Annotated in this window: 17 protein-coding genes; 6 read left to right on the plus strand and 11 right to left on the minus strand. The window is 73.7% G+C overall.

Features of this window, described 5'->3' with window-relative positions; genetic code table 11:
- Nucleotides 1-68: 68 nt before the first annotated feature.
- Nucleotides 69-299: a DUF4287 domain-containing protein gene (locus ACFU5F_RS14670; protein WP_013003062.1), complete on the minus strand. Its 231-nt coding sequence runs from the start codon at nucleotides 297-299 to the stop codon at nucleotides 69-71.
- Nucleotides 300-402: 103 nt separating this feature from the next.
- On the opposite strand from ACFU5F_RS14670, the gene ACFU5F_RS14675 reads away from it, so the two are divergent.
- Nucleotides 403-714: a hypothetical protein gene (locus ACFU5F_RS14675; protein ID WP_173402906.1), complete on the plus strand. Its 312-nt coding sequence runs from the start codon at nucleotides 403-405 to the stop codon at nucleotides 712-714.
- A 22-nt stretch (nucleotides 715-736) separates the two neighbouring features.
- Here ACFU5F_RS14675 and ACFU5F_RS14680 read toward each other — a convergent pair whose 3' ends face one another.
- The 3 genes from ACFU5F_RS14680 to ACFU5F_RS14690 form a co-directional block, all read right to left on the minus strand.
- Nucleotides 737-1,519: a hypothetical protein gene (locus tag ACFU5F_RS14680; RefSeq protein ID WP_383886903.1), complete on the minus strand. Its 783-nt coding sequence runs from the start codon at nucleotides 1,517-1,519 to the stop codon at nucleotides 737-739.
- 295 nt (nucleotides 1,520-1,814) lie between these two features.
- The gene (locus ACFU5F_RS14685; protein WP_383886799.1) at nucleotides 1,815-3,032 is read right to left on the minus strand and encodes an acetyl-CoA C-acetyltransferase; all 1,218 of its coding nucleotides are present in this window, start codon (nucleotides 3,030-3,032) and stop codon (nucleotides 1,815-1,817) included.
- Between the two features lie 214 nt (nucleotides 3,033-3,246).
- Complete coding sequence (locus tag ACFU5F_RS14690; RefSeq protein ID WP_383886801.1) at nucleotides 3,247-4,341, minus strand: SGNH/GDSL hydrolase family protein; 1,095 nt, start codon at nucleotides 4,339-4,341, stop codon at nucleotides 3,247-3,249.
- Between the two features lie 157 nt (nucleotides 4,342-4,498).
- On the opposite strand from ACFU5F_RS14690, the gene ACFU5F_RS14695 reads away from it, so the two are divergent.
- Nucleotides 4,499-5,887: a cystathionine beta-synthase gene (locus ACFU5F_RS14695; protein WP_383886803.1), complete on the plus strand. Its 1,389-nt coding sequence runs from the start codon at nucleotides 4,499-4,501 to the stop codon at nucleotides 5,885-5,887.
- Between the two features lie 433 nt (nucleotides 5,888-6,320).
- On the opposite strand, the gene ACFU5F_RS14700 is transcribed toward ACFU5F_RS14695, so the two are convergent.
- On the minus strand, nucleotides 6,321-6,758 hold the full coding sequence (locus ACFU5F_RS14700; protein ID WP_383886804.1) for a hypothetical protein: 438 nt from the start codon (nucleotides 6,756-6,758) through the stop codon (nucleotides 6,321-6,323).
- A gap of 83 nt (nucleotides 6,759-6,841) precedes the next feature.
- On the opposite strand from ACFU5F_RS14700, the gene ACFU5F_RS14705 reads away from it, so the two are divergent.
- The 4 genes from ACFU5F_RS14705 to ACFU5F_RS14720 all read left to right on the plus strand — a co-directional run bounded on the left by ACFU5F_RS14705 (nucleotide 6,842) and on the right by ACFU5F_RS14720 (nucleotide 10,335).
- On the plus strand, nucleotides 6,842-7,042 hold the full coding sequence (locus ACFU5F_RS14705; protein WP_383886806.1) for a hypothetical protein: 201 nt from the start codon (nucleotides 6,842-6,844) through the stop codon (nucleotides 7,040-7,042).
- A gap of 177 nt (nucleotides 7,043-7,219) precedes the next feature.
- Nucleotides 7,220-8,803 (plus strand): aromatic amino acid ammonia-lyase, encoded by a 1,584-nt coding sequence (locus ACFU5F_RS14710; protein WP_383886905.1) that lies wholly within the window; start codon nucleotides 7,220-7,222, stop codon nucleotides 8,801-8,803.
- On the plus strand, nucleotides 8,803-9,663 hold the full coding sequence (locus tag ACFU5F_RS14715; protein WP_383886808.1) for a MurR/RpiR family transcriptional regulator: 861 nt from the start codon (nucleotides 8,803-8,805) through the stop codon (nucleotides 9,661-9,663). The genes ACFU5F_RS14710 and ACFU5F_RS14715 overlap by 1 nt, the downstream gene beginning before the upstream one ends.
- Before the next feature lie 105 nt (nucleotides 9,664-9,768).
- Nucleotides 9,769-10,335 (plus strand): hypothetical protein, encoded by a 567-nt coding sequence (locus ACFU5F_RS14720; RefSeq protein ID WP_383886810.1) that lies wholly within the window; start codon nucleotides 9,769-9,771, stop codon nucleotides 10,333-10,335.
- 13 nt (nucleotides 10,336-10,348) lie between these two features.
- Here ACFU5F_RS14720 and ACFU5F_RS14725 read toward each other — a convergent pair whose 3' ends face one another.
- The 6 genes from ACFU5F_RS14725 to ACFU5F_RS14750 all read right to left on the minus strand — a co-directional run bounded on the left by ACFU5F_RS14725 (nucleotide 10,349) and on the right by ACFU5F_RS14750 (nucleotide 15,604).
- Entirely contained in the window at nucleotides 10,349-11,056 is a 708-nt protein-coding gene (locus ACFU5F_RS14725) for a lipoprotein (RefSeq protein ID WP_383886906.1), read from the minus strand.
- A gap of 182 nt (nucleotides 11,057-11,238) precedes the next feature.
- Nucleotides 11,239-11,613, minus strand: coding sequence for a hypothetical protein (locus tag ACFU5F_RS14730; RefSeq protein ID WP_013003073.1), 375 nt, complete (start codon nucleotides 11,611-11,613; stop codon nucleotides 11,239-11,241).
- Nucleotides 11,614-11,629: 16 nt separating this feature from the next.
- Nucleotides 11,630-12,220, minus strand: a complete 591-nt coding sequence (locus tag ACFU5F_RS14735; RefSeq protein WP_383886812.1) for a roadblock/LC7 domain-containing protein — start codon at nucleotides 12,218-12,220, stop codon at nucleotides 11,630-11,632.
- Nucleotides 12,221-12,257: 37 nt separating this feature from the next.
- Nucleotides 12,258-13,289, minus strand: a complete 1,032-nt coding sequence (locus ACFU5F_RS14740) for a hypothetical protein (RefSeq protein WP_383886814.1) — start codon at nucleotides 13,287-13,289, stop codon at nucleotides 12,258-12,260.
- On the minus strand, nucleotides 13,286-13,684 hold the full coding sequence (locus ACFU5F_RS14745) for a hypothetical protein (protein WP_013003076.1): 399 nt from the start codon (nucleotides 13,682-13,684) through the stop codon (nucleotides 13,286-13,288). Before ACFU5F_RS14745 ends, ACFU5F_RS14740 begins: the two co-directional genes overlap by 4 nt.
- Nucleotides 13,685-14,140: 456 nt before the next feature.
- A complete protein-coding gene (locus ACFU5F_RS14750; protein ID WP_383886816.1) occupies nucleotides 14,141-15,604 on the minus strand; it encodes a diaminopimelate decarboxylase in 1,464 nt (487 codons plus the stop codon).
- Between the last annotated feature and the right edge of the window lie 86 nt (nucleotides 15,605-15,690).

A 15,690-nucleotide genomic window follows, 5' to 3' on the forward strand; every position in this document is an offset into this window, starting at 1 on the left:
CGGCCCCCTCGTGGTGAAGGGCCCCCGAACCTCACGGTTCGGGGGCCCTTCGTAGGTTCTCGGCGGATTCAGCGGAGCTTCCGCGCGGCCCTCCTCAGGTCGTACTCGTGAATGATCGCTTTGGCGTGTCCGTACGCGAGGTCGTACTCGTGCCGGAGCCAGCTGACCTTCTCCTCGAAATTGTGGAGAGCGGGGCCGTCGTCGACTTTGCGGAGCCAGTCGGAGACTTCACGACCGGTGCAGTGAGGGATGCGGGCGAGCAGGTTGCGGTGGGTCTCCTCGGAGAAGACTTGGGACATCGGCGCCTCCGGACGAAAGGGAATGTAAGCCGGTCCTTCAGGTCACGTTGCCTGAGTGGCGGGCTGTTGGCAACAGTCCGGTGAAGGCGCGTACTCTCGCGGCGTGCTTGATACGACACCGTTGACCCGTGCCGTGGATCATTTCGCCGACCGGCTGCGGGCCGCCCCGCAGAGCCGGCTGCAGCGGGGGGCCGCCGCGGAGGCGCTGGCGCTGGCCAGGGAGATGGCACGGCGTGCCCAGCGGCTGGAGGCGCCGGGCACGGACGCCCGGGAGATGCCGGACGTGGGGATGTTCGCGGCGGCCGATCAGGTCATGGTCGCCGGGAACGACCTCGCGCTGGTGCTCGGCGACGAGGGCGCGGTGGCGGAGGCCGTGGCGCTGGTGGAGGAGGCGCAGCGCCGGGCCGGGGTGTGAGCCCGGGGCGCGGCAGCGGCCTCTACAGCGACGCGATCACCCGGTCCGCCAGGATGTAGACCATGTCCTCGCCGCACTCGAAGGTGAGCGTGTAGCCGCCCGAGATGCCCGAGCCGCCCAGGAGGACCGGGGTGTCACCGGTCTGCAGGGCCGAGGCCAGGCGTTCGGCGGTCTCGCGGTGGCCGGGGGTCATACAGAGCGTGGTGCCGTCGGCGAAGACGTAGACGTCGAGGGTGCCGAGGGGGCCCGGGCGGACGTCGGCCAGCTCGGTGCGGGAGGCGGCGAGGTCCTCCAGGCAGGCGACCGTGCGCTCGTGGTCGCTGGTGACGGGCGACTGCACCGGCACGAAGTCGGGGTGCGAGGGGTGCCGGCGGCGGGCGGCGGCCAGCTCGGCCGAGTCCGGGGCGAACTCGTCGCCCTCCAGACTGGCCTCGATCACCGGCTCCAGGTGCTCCAGACCCGCGAAGTCGGACTGCCGGGGCATGAACAGGTCGCTGTCGGGCAGCCCCAGCAGGGAGGGCGCGTCGGAGACGTCACGGGACTCCTGGGCGGCCCAGAAGGCCCTCGCCTCGGCCAGCTCACGCTCCCGCTCCTCGGCGAGTGCCTCGGCGACGGCGGCGCGTATCTCCTCGGTGTCGGCGGCCGGCCGGGCGGCCGGTACCGGCGCCCGCACCCCGGCGGCCCGGCTCTCGGCCAGCTCGGCGCGCAGGGCGGTGACCTGTCGGCGCAGCCCCGTGAGGGTGCGCAGGACGGCGACGCCCACGGCCGCGGTGGCGGCCGTGGTGAGCAGCAAGGCGATCGGCATAGCGCTCACTGACGTACTCCCGGTTCAAAGTCGACCCCCGACTTCCTACATCAGCTTGAAGGGCGGACTAACCAGCTGTCAGTGCGTAACGTCACGAATCGGGCAGGAATCTGGGCCCGATGTTTGGTAGTGAAACGACTCTGACCTGCGTAGATCCCTCTCCGAAGGGAGATAGGTCACATCCTGGGGGAGATTGGATCACAAAACGGCCCGGAGGCCCCGGAAAATCGGGACTCCGGGCCATGGCATCGCGGAGCGCGTTCGAACAGTCACCGCTCCGCGTGCGGGCGGCGGGTCAGCTGAGGCGCTCGATGACCATCGCCATGCCCTGACCGCCGCCGACGCACATCGTCTCCAGGCCGAACTGCTTGTCGTGGAACTGCAGGGAGTTGATGAGCGTGCCGGTGATGCGGGCGCCGGTCATGCCGAAGGGGTGGCCGACGGCGATGGCGCCGCCGTTCACGTTCAGCTTGTCCAGCGGGATGTCCAGGTCGCGGTAGGAGGGGATCACCTGGGCGGCGAAGGCCTCGTTGATCTCGAACAGGTCGATGTCGCCGACGGTGAGGCCCGCACGGGACAGGGCCTGCTTCGACGCCTCCACCGGGCCGTAGCCCATGATCTCGGGGGAGAGGCCGGAGACGCCGGTGGAGACGATCCGGGCGAGCGGGGTCAGACCCAGCTCGCGGGCCTTGGTGTCCGACATGATCACGAGGGCGGCGGCGCCGTCGTTCAGCGGGCAGCAGTTGCCGGCGGTGACCAGGCCGTCCTCGCGGAAGACCGGCTTCAGGCCCTGCACGGCCTCCAGGGTGACCCCGGCGCGCGGGCCGTCGTCCTTGCTGACGACCGTGCCGTCGGGCAGCGTCACCGGGGTGATCTCGCGCTCCCAGAAGCCCTTGCCGATGGCCTCCTCGGCGAGGTTCTGCGAGCGGACGCCGAACTCGTCCATGTCCGCGCGGGTCACGCCCCACTGGCGGGCCAGGTTCTCGGCGGTCTGCCCCATCGCGATGTACGGGTCGGGGAGCAGACCGTCCTCGCGCGGGTCGTGCCAGGAGGCGCCGACCGACTTGGAGACGGCCTCCGTGCGGGCCTCGGCCTCGGTGAAGAGGGGGTTGCGGGCGGTGGGGATGTCGCTGGAGCCGCGCGCGGTGCTGCTGACGACCTCCACGCCCGCCGAGACGAAGACGTCGCCCTCGCCGGCCTTGATGGCGTGCAGGGCCATCCGGGACGTCTGGAGCGAGGAGGAGCAGTAACGGGTGACGGTGCAGCCCGGCAGGTGGTCCATGCCCAGCTGGACGGCGACGATACGGCCCAGGTTGTGGCCCTGCTCGCCGCCGGGGAGGCCGCAGCCGAGCATCAGGTCGTCGATGTCCTTCGGGTCCAGCTCGGGAACCTTCGCGAGGGCGGCGGCGACGATCGTGGCGGTCAGGTCGTCCGGGCGCAGATCCTTCAGCGAGCCCTTGAAAGCGCGGCCGATGGGGGAGCGGGCGGCTGAGACGATCACGGCTTCGGGCATCACGGCTCCATGGGCATGCGACGGAAAGCAGGGCTGTGGGGGAAGTTACCCGTACGTATGGGCGGGGTCACGGGTAGTCGGGTGTGACGCCGACCGCACTTTTCTAAGCGCTTGCTTTTTTTAGGTGGGGCACCTAGTGAGCCGGGGGTGCGGATGCGTGGGTGGGCGCGGGTCCGGTGGGGGCTCGTCGCGCGATTCCACGGGAACTCCCGAGCTACGAGGCGCCCGGCTGCGCCTCCGCGGAAGCGGTCGGCGCCGGGTCGGTGGCCGGAACCCGCCGCCGGCGCCGCCGCTTGAGCAGGGCCCAGGGGCCACGCGGCCCCGTCGGCATCGCGGCCGTCACCTCGGTGCCGGGCTCGGACGCGGCTTCGGCGGCGGCCCGCGCCACCGGCAGGAAGCCCTCGCGGCGGCTGACGTCCGGTCGCTCCTCGTCCGCCGGCCACAGACCCAGCGCCGCGCAGACCGTCGGCAGGACGGCCATCGCGGCGGTCGCGTAGCCCTCGGCGGAGGGGTGGTAGTTGTCGGGGCCGAACAGCTCCCGGGGGTTCTGTTCGAACTCGGGGCCGAGCAGGTCGCCCAGCGACACGGTGCGGCCGCCCTGCTCGACGGTCCCGATCGTCTGGGCCGCCGCCAGCTGCCGCGAGGCCCGGCGGGCGAGCCAGCGCAACGGCTGCTGCACCAGCTCGATGGTGCCGAGGTCGGGACAGGTGCCCACCACCACCTCGGCCCCGGCGGTCCGCAACCGCCGCACGGCCGCCGAGAGGTGGCGCACCGAGCGGGTCGGCGGCATCCGGTGGGTCACGTCGTTCGCCCCGATCATGATCACGCACACGTCGGGGACCAGGTCCGGATCCTCCAGGACCAGCGAGACCTGCCGGTCGAGGTCGTCGGACTGGGCGCCCGGCAGCGCGACGTTGCGCAGCAGCACCGGCCGCTCCGCGACGGCCGCGAGGCCCGAGGCGATCAGCGCCCCCGGGGTCTGCCGGGACCGGTGGACGCCCTGGCCGGCGGCGGTGGAGTCGCCGAGCATGACGAGACGGATCGGGGGATCGTCAGGGGCGTCGTACGAACTGCCGTACGAGTCGTAGCCGTAGGCGCGGCCGTACCGGCTGCCGTGCGTGTGACCGTACACACCCTCCGCGCTCGGAGGGTGCGGGCTGTGCCCGTTGCCCACGACCCGCTTGGCCATCCGTACCTCGGCCAGCAGCACACCCACGGCGGCGGCGCCCAGCAGCCCGATGCCGCCCCCGCCGTACGCCGCGCCCGCCGCGATGCGGCGGGCCACCCGTGCTCTCGACATGCTCGTCATGCGTCGCCGCCACCTCCTCGTTCCCGTACCCACTCCTTGCCCCGTACCGGCCCTCGGCCAATCCCGACGGCGGGTGAACAGGGAGGAGAAGAGTGAGAGTGGGGCTTAGGCTGGCGGAACATTACGACCATCCCTTTTTGCGGCTCCGGAGACAACGGTGCAATTTCACGACTCGATGATCAGCCTCGTCGGCAACACCCCGCTGCTGAGGCTCAACAGCGTGACCGAGGGCATTCAGGCGACCGTCCTGGCCAAGGTCGAGTACTTCAACCCCGGCGGTTCCGTGAAGGACCGCATCGCGCTGCGCATGATCGAGGCGGCGGAGAAAAGCGGCGAGCTGCAGCCCGGCGGCACGATCGTCGAGCCCACCAGCGGAAACACCGGCGTGGGGCTCGCCATCGTGGCCCAGCAGAAGGGGTACAAGTGCATCTTCGTGTGCCCCGACAAGGTGAGCACCGACAAGATCAACGTGCTCCGGGCCTACGGCGCCGAGGTCGTCGTCTGCCCCACCGCGGTCGCCCCCGAGCACCCCGACTCGTACTACAACGTCTCCGACCGGCTGGTGCGGGAGACCCCCGGGGCCTGGAAGCCGGACCAGTACTCCAACCCCAACAACCCGCTCTCCCACTACCACTCGACCGGCCCTGAGCTGTGGGAGCAGACGGAGGGGCGGATCACGCACTTCGTGGCGGGCGTGGGCACCGGCGGCACCATCTCCGGCACCGGCCGCTACCTGAAGGACGTCAGCGACGGCCGCGTCCAGGTCATCGGCGCCGATCCCGAGGGGTCCGTGTACTCCGGCGGCTCCGGGCGGCCGTACCTCGTCGAGGGCGTCGGTGAGGACTTCTGGCCGACCGCCTACGACCGGACCGTCGCCGACGAGATCGTCGCCGTGTCCGACAAGGACTCCTTCCAGATGACCCGCCGCCTCGCCAAGGAGGAGGGCCTGCTCGTGGGCGGCTCCTGCGGCATGGCGGTCGTCGCCGCGCTGGAGGTCGCCGAGCGGCTCGGCCCGGACGACGTCGTGGTCGTCCTGCTGCCCGACAGCGGGCGCGGCTACCTCAGCAAGATCTTCAACGACGAGTGGATGGCCGACTACGGCTTCCTGGAGGACGAGGGCCCGAGCGCGCGCGTCGCCGACGTCCTGAACGACAAGGTGCACGGGGCCATCCCCTCCCTCGTCCACATGCACCCGGACGAGACGGTCGGCCAGGCCATCGAGGTGCTGCGCGAGTACGGCGTCTCGCAGATGCCGATCGTGAAGCCGGGCGCCGGGCACCCGGACGTCATGGCCGCGGAGGTGGTCGGGTCCGTCGTCGAACGGGAGCTGCTGGACGCGCTGTTCACCCAGCGCGCCTCGCTCGACGACCCGCTGGAGAAGCACATGTCGGCGCCGCTGCCGCAGGTCGGCTCCGGAGAGCCGGTGGGCGACCTGATGTCCGTGCTCGGTACGGCGGACGCGGCGATCGTGCTGGTCGAGGGCAAGCCGACCGGTGTCGTCAGCCGGCAGGACCTGCTCGCGTTCCTCGCCAAGGGCGGGGTGTAGCGGCGGGAGCGCCGGCGGCGGCCTTGCCGGACGCGCGTCACGGAGACGAAATGCCCGTAAAAGGCCCCCTGCGTCGAAAATTGTTGCGAGGCAGGGGTTTGACTTCGCAGAAGTGGTACGAGGGCGTCACGTCCACGCAGCACTCGCTTAACACGGGTCCGGCACATTGGTGGGTGTCGGCAGGGCGGGAGCGGCTCCCCGCCCCGGCCGACGACGAAACGGCGTCAAGGACCTCCGGAGCGGCTCCCGGACCTCCACGGACGCCACGGACGCGCAAGCCCGGTCCTGACCCGGCCCGCGTCCTCCGCGGGGACCGCCGTCGTCCCGCCCCCCGTCACACGGGGGTGCGGCGGTCCCCGCGCACACCTCCGCGAATCCGGTGCCGGTCACTCCGGCCCCACCTGCCACTCCAGCCCGGTCCGGGTCGCGGCTGTCAGTCCGTGTCCTCGCTCGTGCGGCCGCGTCGGCGCAGGGCCGACGAACCGCGCAGGGCCCAGGCCAGGTTCACGCCCACGATGCCCGCCCAGGTGACGAACAGGCCCCGGAAGTCGGCCACGCCGCCGCCGATGCCGGACAGGGGGATGGCCACGACGAGGGAGACGACGCCGAAGCCGTAGCGTTCACCCCAGCTGTCGGTCGACCTGGGAGCGCGGCTGCCGCGGGCCACCACCATCTGCTGCTCCGCCACCTGACGCCGGACCCTGCGGTCCACCGCCCCGTCGATGCGCTGGTCGACCTTCTCCAGGAACGAGTCGACGAGCGCCGACTCGTAGTCCTCGCCCAGCTCTCGGCGGGCGTGCAGGGTCGCGGCGAGTTCCTTCTTCAGCTCGGTGTCCCCGAGCTGGGTGTCACGAGCGTCCATACCGGTCATGCCGTTCACGTTAGGGACCCGGGGGCCGCCCGGCACTGGGGTTAGCCCCCCTGTTCGCGCACCGGTTCTCCCGCGCCGGCCGCTTGCACCTCGCGGGGCGTGACCCGTACCGCTCGCGGAAGGAGTGCCCGCCGGACCCGCAGCTCGGCGCCTACGCGCGGGCCCGGGAGCCGAAGCGGCTGCTGACCGTGCCCGCCGGCCACTTCGACGCGTACAAGGCCCGTCCGGCCTTCGACCGGGTGGCCGGCGCTGCGGCCGAGTTCTTCGCCGAGCGGTTGCGCTGACGGCCGCCCGGCGACCGGCCCTCCGGCCGCCGGGGATCACGTCCGTGCACGCCGGTGCCCGGCATCCCTTGCCCTGCCTGCATAGCCTCATGCAGAGTTCTCGGTGTCTGAATATCCGGGCTGAACGACCGGATGTCCGAACAACCGGTGTCCATGCGGGGCTGGAGGCTGCGGATGATGTCCTCTCCGATCGTCGGCGCGTCGGACGCCGTCGCCATGGCCGCGGGTGGCGGGCTCGTCGTCCTCGACGGGCACGCCGTCGGGGTCGCCGACGTCGTCCGGCTCGCCGACGGGACCGCACGGCCCGTACCCGGCAGCGAGGCGATGCGGCGGGTCGAGGAGTCCTGGGACGCGGCCCGGCAGATCGCGGCGACCGGACGCGTGTACGGCCGCTCCACCGGCGTCGGCGCCAACCGCAGCGAGGACGTGCCCACCGAGGCCGCCGCCGAGCACGGTCTGCGGCTGTTGCGCAGCCACGCGGGGGCCATCGGCGAGGAACTGCCCGCCCGGCAGGTACGGGCCATGCTCGCCGTCCGCGCCAACCAGTTGCTCGCGGGCGGCGCCGGACTCCGGCCGAGCGTGGTCACGGCGCTCTGCGAGGCGCTGGAGAGCGGGGCGTACCCCGTGGTGAACGAGTTCGGGTCCGTCGGTACGGGGGACATCGCGGCGCTGGCCCAGATGGGGCTGGCGCTGGCGGGGGAGCACCCGTGGCATGGTCCGGGGGCCGGCGGGGAGGCCGGGGCGCGGTGCGCGGCCGGCACCGGGGCCCCCGAGGCGCAGCCGCTCGACAACAACGACGCCCTCGCGCTGATCAGCAGCAACGCGCTCACGCTCGGACAGGCCGCGCTCGCGCTCCACGAGCTGCGGGGGCTGATCGCGGCCACCCAGGTCGTGGCCGCCCTGTCGCTGCTCGCCGTGGACGGCTCGCACGAGGCGTACGCGGCGCCCGTGCACGTCGCGCGCGCCCACCGGGGGTCGCGCGAAGCGGCCCGGCGCATGCGGGAGCTGATCGGGGCGGCCGACCGGCCCACGCCCCCGCTGGGCCGCATCCAGGACCCGTACGGCTTCCGGTGCCTGCCGCAGATCCACGGGCCCGCCCTGGACGCGGCCGACGCCCTGGAGAGCGTCCTGGAGATCGAGATCAACGCGGCCGCGGAGAACCCGCTGATCTGCCCCGACGACCTGGCCGCCTACCACCACGGCGGCTTCTACCAGGCCCAGCTCGCCCTCGCCCTGGACCACTTCCGGCTCGCCGTGACCCAGGTCGCCCGGCTGTCGACCTCCCGGCTCTCCTCGCTCAACGAGCCCGCCTACACCCGGCTGCGCCCCTTCCTCGCCGATCAGGAGCCCGCCTCGTCGGGCGTGATGATCCTGGAGTACGCCGCCGGAGCCGCCCTCGGCGACCTGCGGGCCTTCTCGGCGCCCGCGTCGCTCGGCCACGCTGTACTCTCCCGGGGCGTCGAGGAACAGGCCAGCTTCGCCTCGCTCGCCGCCCGGCAGACCCTGCGGGCGTGCGGGCCGTACCGGCTCGTCGTCGGCTGCGAACTGGTCGCCGCGGTGCGGGCGTTGCGCCAACGGGACCTGCGGCCGGATCCCGGACTGCCCGTCGCGCGGGCGCTGGAACTGGCCGAGACCGTGCTCGACGCGGACCCGGCCGACCGGCCGCTGACGGCGGACGTCGGCGCGGCGGCCGTACTGCTCGACCGGTTCACCGAGATCTGGGCGGACGTCCAGGCGGACCCACTGAGGGGGAGCGCGTGATGAGCGCGGACAAGGGCACGGGCGTGACGGACAGTCCCGCCGCGCGACTGCAGGCCCTCTTCGAGGGCCACCGGCTGACGCCCACGCAGCGGCGCATCGCCCACAGCATGGTGCGGCGGGCGGCTGACGTGCCGTTCCTGTCCAGTGTGGAACTGGCGGAGCTGGCCGGGGTCAGCCAGCCCTCCGTGACGCGCTTCGCGGTGGCGCTGGGCTTCGACGGCTACCCGGCGCTGCGCCGGCACCTGCGGGACGTCGCGCCCGCCGAGCCGGCCCCGGACACGGCCGCGTACAACGAGTACCAGCAGGCCGTCGAGGCCGAGATCGAGAACCTGCGGCATCTGGCCGAGGTGCTCGCCGACCCGGGTCCGGTCGCCCGGGCCGGGCGCCTGCTGGCCGCGTCCCGTCCGCTGCCGGTGCTCGGACTGCGGGCCGCGGCCTCCCAGGCGTACGGCTTCGGCTACTTCGCCGCCAAGGTCCACCCGGACGTACGGCTGCTGCACGAGGGCGGCAGCATGCTGCACGACCGTATCGACGCGGCCGTACGGGCGGGGGCGACCGCGCTGCTCTGCTTCGCGCTGCCCCGCCATCCGCGCGAGGTCGTCGAGACCCTGGCGTACGCCAGGGAGGCGGGGCTTTTCGTCGTCACCGTCGCCGACTCGGCCTTCGCGCCCGTCGCCAAGGTCTCCGACCTGCTGCTGCCCGCCGCCGTCGGCACCGGGCTCGCCTTCGACACCGCCTGCGCCCCGATGCTGCTGGGCCGGGTGCTCCTGGAGGCCATGTGCGACGACCTGCCGGAGGCCCAGGCCCGGCTGGAGGAGTTCGACGCGCGGGCGGCGAGCAGGGGCCTGTTCGTCGAGTAGCCCTCCCGGTCGGGGATTCCGGCGATTCTCAGACGCGTTTCACGTGCGCCGGATACCGTGCCCGCGGCTGTCGTACGACGTCGGGTTCACGGGAGGCGGGGAAGCGTGGCGCGCGGAGGGCAGGGGCTGGCCCGGGTGGCTGTCGTGGTGCGGGCCGGGGCGGGGCCGTGGTGGTGGCTGGGAGTGGTCGCGGCGGGGGCCGGTGCGGTGCCGCCGGGGCTGACCGGGCGGCGGATCGGGGTGCTCGCCGGGGCGGCGCTGTTCCTCCTCGCCGCCGGCGTGGTGGCGTGGGCCGGGCGCGGCCGGTACCTCGCGCGGGAGCGCGCGGCCGTGCGCGCCGGCAAGCACGACGTCCTCCAGGACCGTGCCGTGACCCTGCGCGCCTGGCGCCGGGGCCACCGCTGGTGGCTCCTGCTCGCTTTCGCCCTCGCCCTGGGATCGTCCCTCGCGCTCCCCGCGGCGGGCGGGCTGCTCCTCGCCGGAGGCGGCGCCGGCCTGCGCCTCAGGGCGGCCTGGCTCGGCCGCCGCGAACGCGCCGCGGGCCGGCTCCACTGGGTCCCGGTGGACCGGCTGTCCGCCCGGGGCGGCGGGCCGGCGGGCAAGCGGGTGGACGCGTACCGGATCACCGGGATCGGCGCGGGCGACGCGGCGCCCGGGGGCGGCCGGCGGTAGGCCGCGGGACCCTTCAGCCGGTGCTCAGGGTCCGCCTGGCCAGCTCGTACGCCGGGAGCATCTCCTCGTGCTCCTCGGTGTCGAGGCCGCCGAGATGGACGACGACGGCTCCCTCCGGGGTGACCGTCAGGAAGGCCCGCTCCTTCTTGGTCTCGCCCAGGGCCTCGCTGGTGTAGAGGTACTCCACCTCGGCGCCGGGGACACCCGATTCCGAGCGGAACGCGCGGTACTCGGCCACGCTGGTATTGCCCTCGGCCGCCACGAACTTCTTGAGCAGGGCCTTCGCGTCCCCGCCCTTCGCATCGGCCTCGCCGGTCCAGACGCGGAGGAAGCCGATGTTCCCTGCCGGCTTGGCGTCGATCTCGCACGCGGCGGTGAACGGGCCCTGGTGCAGCAGGCCCTCGGCCAGCTCGGCCGCCAGCTCGTCCTCCTCGGACCCGCTCCCGTCGCCGGGCGCCCCGGTCTCGACGGCCTCCGGCCGCCACTTCTCGGCCGTCTCGAAGGTGACCGGCAGCTCACAGGCGGCCCCGGCCGCGCCCACGCTGCCTCCGCTCCTGACGGCGTCCTGCGACGACCCCGGCCCGGACCGCTCCTCCGTCGGCCTGCCCGCGCTCGCCGACGGCTTCCCGCCGCCGTCCCCCGCCGGCTCCGCACACCCCGTCAGCACCCCGGCCAGCAGCGCCACCTGCGCCAGCGCCGTCCCCCGTACCGCTCTGCCCACCGTCGTCCTCTTCTCCTGGTCCAGGGCGGACACGGTAGCGGAGCGGGAGAGGTGGTGTTCGTACGGGTGTACGGGTGTACGGGGGTGCGGGGGTGCGGGTGCTGGGGTCGGACGGCGTCGGTGAACGTGCTCGGCGGCGCCCCCCGGGTGGGGTGCGCCGCCGGAGCCCGGTGTCGGTGGGGTCAGACCTCCAGCTCCGCCTCGATCCGCTTCAACTGGTGCCTCGCCATGGCCAGGTTGGCCCGCTTGGCGTCGAGGACCAGATAGAGGAAGAGGCCGTTGCCGCCGCGCCCGGTGAGCAGACGGATCAGGTGGTAGGCGTCGGACAGGGTGATCAGGATGTCCTCGATCTCGCCCTTGAGGCCGAGGTGTTCCATGGTGCGCAGCTTGGCTCGGACGACGTCGGTGTTCCCGGCCGCGGCGACGTTGAGGTCGAAGCCCTTGCTGCCGCCGATCGTGCCCAGTGCCATGCCGCTGGTGTAGTCGACCAGGGCGGCGCCGGTCGCGCCCTCGATGGACGCGAGGGCCTCTTTCAACGTGGTCTCGGTGTTGGCCATGGTGTGCGGTGTCCTTTCAGCTTTCACTGGTGGTAGGTGCGTTGGGAGTGGTTCGGGGGGTGGTGCGCGAGGGGGTGGCACGGGGGGTGCGGCGGGGCATGGTCGACCTGACCGTGGCCTTGGCCGGCGCCGGGGACGCGGCGGCGGCCGTGGCCGTGCTCGTGGTCCTCGCCACCGCACGGGCCGGGTTCCGGGTGGCCGGCCGGGCCTCCGTCGCGGCGGTGTCGTCCGGCCGGGGCATGGCGTCCATCAGCTCACCTATCCGGCCGCCGGCCCGGCGGCCCTCCAGGTGCAGCCGGCCGACGTTGACCCGGTCCTGGGCCAGCAGCGTCAGTACGGCTGAGGATCCCGCCGCGTACGTGGCCACATAGCCGCGGTCGCCCCGCAGCAGCAGTTCGCGCAGCTCGCCCCGGCCGGCGGTGTCCGTCATCCGTACGGCGACGCCGAGCGCGGCGGCGGTGAGTGCCGCGAGGCCCTCCGGTTCGACGCCGGGGGTGTCGTGGGCGAGGACGAGCCCGTCCACGCTGGCCGCGAGCGCGCCGGTCAACTGGGGTACACGGGCCCTCAACCGGTGCAGTTCGTCGAGGACTTCGGCCTCCGCGGCCATGAGCAGTCTCCTCTCGGCGGGACGCTCCCGCTGCCGCTCAAAGGGCCTCCAGCGCATCCCTGAGCCTTTGCAGTAGAGCCACGTCGGGGTCTGTGGTGGTGAGGGGCCAGGGTGAGACGAGGGACGAGACCCCGCCTGCGGCCGCGGGCCCGGGGGCCGCGTGCCGGCCCGGAGCGGTCGGTGGCGCGAGGGGGGCCGGGGCCGCCGCCGGGGCGAGGGCGCCCGGACCGGGCGGCGGTGCGAGGGGGGCCGGGGCCGCCGGCAGGGCGGTGTGGCCCGGGTGCGGGGCGGGGGAGTGCTCGGGGTGGGGGGCCCGGGAGTGGTGTTCCGGGCCGGCCGGCGCCGGTGGGGTTCCCACCGGACTGTGCCGGGTCGCGGATATCAGCCCCGCGGCCGCCAGCCGCCGTACGTCCACCAGGGTGTGGAAGGCCGGGCGCCCCAGGGTGAGGGAGATCTCCGCGGCCGTGCGCAGGCCGTTCACCTGGCCGAGCACGGCTCCCTGGCGGGCCGGGACCGGGGGCACGCCCCGGTCGGCGGCCCTGGTCAGCGGAGCGTCGTCCGTCTCGGCGTCGGGCCAGATGCGGTGCAGCAGGTCGCGGCGGCGCCGGGTCTCGCGCGCCACGGCGGCCACCGGCACCGGGCGGATCGGCCCCAGCCAGTGCGCGGCCCCGTAACGGAAGCTGGCCGGCGCGCCGCCCGGGCCGAGTACGAAGTACGCCGCGTCGAACAGCGCGCCCGCGTGGCACAGTTCGAGCGCACCCCGCGCGACCCGGCCGCTGTCCACGAGGAACCGTCCGACCCGCAGCCCGGCCCCCGCCGTGTCGACCGCCTCCCGCCAGCCGTCGCGGTCCAGCACGCCGCCGGTGGCGAGCAGCACGTCGAGGCCCGGGGAGCGGGGACTCTCGGCATGCACCACCTCCCCCTCGGACAGGTACAGCGAGCCGCTCTCGCGCAGCAGTACGCCGGTGGCCCGCTCGGCGGCGAGCCGACTCAGCATCGGGGAGACGGCCTGCCGGAAGTGCTCGCCGCGCACGGGCAGCGGGGGCGCCGGTGTGGTGATCACGCTCATGCCAGCACCAGCCGTCCCGCCATCTCGCCGAGCCGGATCCGGGCCAGCGCGAGGTTGCCGTCCGACCGGGTCAGCCACAGGTGCAGGAACACACTGCTGTCGAACGTCGTCCGCACGAACCGCAGCACGTGGTACGTGTCCCGGTTGCTGACGATCAGGTCCTCGACCGGCAGATCCGCGCCGGACCAGTCCGAGCCCTCCTCCGGTGCGAACGCCCGGTGTTCCGCCGCCAGCCGCGCCAGCTCCGCGGCCTCCGCCGCGGTCGTCTCGTGGTCACCGCCGGGCGCCTCCCCGACGGTGCCCAGTGCCAGCCCGCTGGTCCAGTCGACCACCGCGGCGCCCAGGGCACCGGGCAGCCTCATGGCCTCCACCAGACACTCGTCGATTCCGGGCACCGTGGCTCCCCTCCTGCCTGCGGTTCGGCTGAGTGACGCAGACGCTACGCAACGTGTGCGTGGGGAGTGAGCGATCTGGCATTTTCCAGCGGAACATGCGGAGAGGTGACTAAGGTAGGTCGACTTGCCTGCTTTTCACCGCTGTTGGGCGCCGGGCGGCACGCCGGCGCGCTGAGGTGCACCTATGCGGCGGGCCCGCATACCGGGCGCGGACGAGGCGCCGGGTGTTCCTCATTCTGGGGGGGCGCGAGGGGCGTACGTAGGGTGCGCCACCCAGGGCCGGGCGCCTTGGGGCACTCCCGGACGACCCTCGGCGATCCCGGGCGCGGGGAGTTCGGGCCATCGGCCGCGCCCGAGGGCAGCGGTCGGCGGCCGCGGTCGCCGCAGCACGGTTCCCCGGGAACGTGCCGGGCCGGACGGCGCCGGCCGGGCGCGTGCCGGGCCGGACGGCGCCGGTCAGAGCCCCAGCAGCCCCGACCGCTCCGCTCCCCCCGCCTCGGCCACGATCTGCTCCACGGTCTGCGCCCGCCGCACCATCGCGAACCGCGTCCGGCCCTCCCCGGGGGCGTACCCGTAGATCCCGGGCCGGGGCAGCGAGTTGTACGCGTAGTGGTGCGCGAAGTAGTACGCGCCGGTGTCCAGCGCGGCCGCGTAGTCGCCCGGCTCCAGCAGCGGCAGAGAGCGCCCCTCCGCCAGCAGGTCCCCCGCGAAACAGGCGGGCCCCGCCACGTCCTGCACCGCCACCGGCCCGTTCTTCGCCCGGCCCTTCGCGTCGTACGCGGCGATCCGCAGCGGCCAGGACCCGGGCACGTACACCGTCCGCGTGGCCACCTGCACCCCCGCGTGCGTGACCGCGATGGCCCGCCCGCCGGCGCTCTTGGTGTACTCGACGCGGGCGACGATCGTCCCGTGCTTCGCGAGCAGCGACCTGCCGAACTCGGTCACCAGCCCGTACCGCCCGTCGAACAGGCCCGGCACCGCCTCCGCGAGCAGCCGCGCGTACTGCTCGTACGTCGGGGTGGCCGCCTCCGACGCGAAGTTCACCGGCAGGCCGCCGCCGATGTCGATCGTGTCGATCTGCCGCCGCCCGATCCGCCGGTTGATCTCCTCCGCCAGCTCGTACGTCTCGGTGATCCCCCGGGTCATCAGCGACAGCGGCATCCCCTGGGACCCGCTGTGCGCGTGCAGCCGGCTCAGCCAGGGGCGGTCCAGATACGCCTGGACGACCCACTCCCGGGCGCCCTCGTCCCGGAGCGCCACGCCGAACTTGGAGGTGGCCGTCGCGGTGGACAGCGCGTCGATCGCGCCCGAGCCAACCTGCGGGTTCACCCGGATGCCGACGGGGGAGCGGGTGGTGGCCGACCGGACGAGCGCGTCGATCCGGTCCAGCTCCTGCGGATTGTCCGCGTTCACCGCGATGCCCAGCGCCAGCGCCTCCCGCAGCTCGGCCGGGGTCTTGGCGGGCGAGTCCAGCACGGTGTGCCTCGGTGGCACCCCGGCCGCCCGCGCCAGGGCCAGCTCCCCGGCACTCGCGACCTCGGCCCCGATCCCCGCCTCGCGCAGCAGCCGCAGCACGGGCACCAGCGGCGTCGCCTTCACCGCGAACGCGTGCAGCACGGGCGTCCCGGGCGCCGTCACCGCGTCGAACGCCGTCCGCAGGGCCGCTGCCGAGGCCCGGATCCCGGTGACGTCGAGGAGCGCGACGACCGGGGTGTCGGGGGACAGCAGCCCCTGCTCCACCGCCGCCCGCACGGCCTCGTCCCGCCGCACGGCCCGCTCGCCGTCGGTGTCGAACAGCCGCAGCGTCGGCTCGCCGTCCCCGGCGGCCTCCTCGTGCCGGGCGGCGGGCCTCTCCCCGCCGGTCCCGTTCGTCACGTCTCCCATCCCGTCCCCCGCTGTCGTGTCGTCGTCCGAGCCCATGGACCCAGTGTGTCCAGCCAAACACCCACGGCGCGCCGCCGCTGGCCCTACCGCTGTATTGACTAGCTCTATTCAGCAAGTCAGGA

Source organism: Streptomyces sp. NPDC057438, from assembly GCF_042802995.1.
Classification (GTDB): domain Bacteria; phylum Actinomycetota; class Actinomycetes; order Streptomycetales; family Streptomycetaceae; genus Streptomyces.

Excerpts from the sequence above, each read along its gene's own strand:
- ACFU5F_RS14670 (WP_013003062.1), bottom strand. The coding sequence starts at position 299 with ATGTCCCAAGTCTTCTCCGAGGAGACCCACCGCAACCTGCTCGCCCGC.
- ACFU5F_RS14680 (WP_383886903.1), bottom strand. The coding sequence starts at position 1,519 with ATGCCGATCGCCTTGCTGCTCACCACGGCCGCCACCGCGGCCGTGGGC.
- ACFU5F_RS14685 (WP_383886799.1), bottom strand. The coding sequence starts at position 3,032 with ATGCCCGAAGCCGTGATCGTCTCAGCCGCCCGCTCCCCCATCGGCCGC.
- ACFU5F_RS14690 (WP_383886801.1), bottom strand. The coding sequence starts at position 4,341 with ATGACGAGCATGTCGAGAGCACGGGTGGCCCGCCGCATCGCGGCGGGC.
- ACFU5F_RS14700 (WP_383886804.1), bottom strand. The coding sequence starts at position 6,758 with ATGACCGGTATGGACGCTCGTGACACCCAGCTCGGGGACACCGAGCTG.
- ACFU5F_RS14710 (WP_383886905.1), top strand. The coding sequence starts at position 7,220 with ATGTCCTCTCCGATCGTCGGCGCGTCGGACGCCGTCGCCATGGCCGCG.
- ACFU5F_RS14715 (WP_383886808.1), top strand. The coding sequence starts at position 8,803 with ATGAGCGCGGACAAGGGCACGGGCGTGACGGACAGTCCCGCCGCGCGA.
- ACFU5F_RS14730 (WP_013003073.1), bottom strand. The coding sequence starts at position 11,613 with ATGGCCAACACCGAGACCACGTTGAAAGAGGCCCTCGCGTCCATCGAG.
- ACFU5F_RS14735 (WP_383886812.1), bottom strand. The coding sequence starts at position 12,220 with ATGGCCGCGGAGGCCGAAGTCCTCGACGAACTGCACCGGTTGAGGGCC.
- ACFU5F_RS14740 (WP_383886814.1), bottom strand. The coding sequence starts at position 13,289 with ATGAGCGTGATCACCACACCGGCGCCCCCGCTGCCCGTGCGCGGCGAG.
- ACFU5F_RS14750 (WP_383886816.1), bottom strand. The coding sequence starts at position 15,604 with ATGGGCTCGGACGACGACACGACAGCGGGGGACGGGATGGGAGACGTG.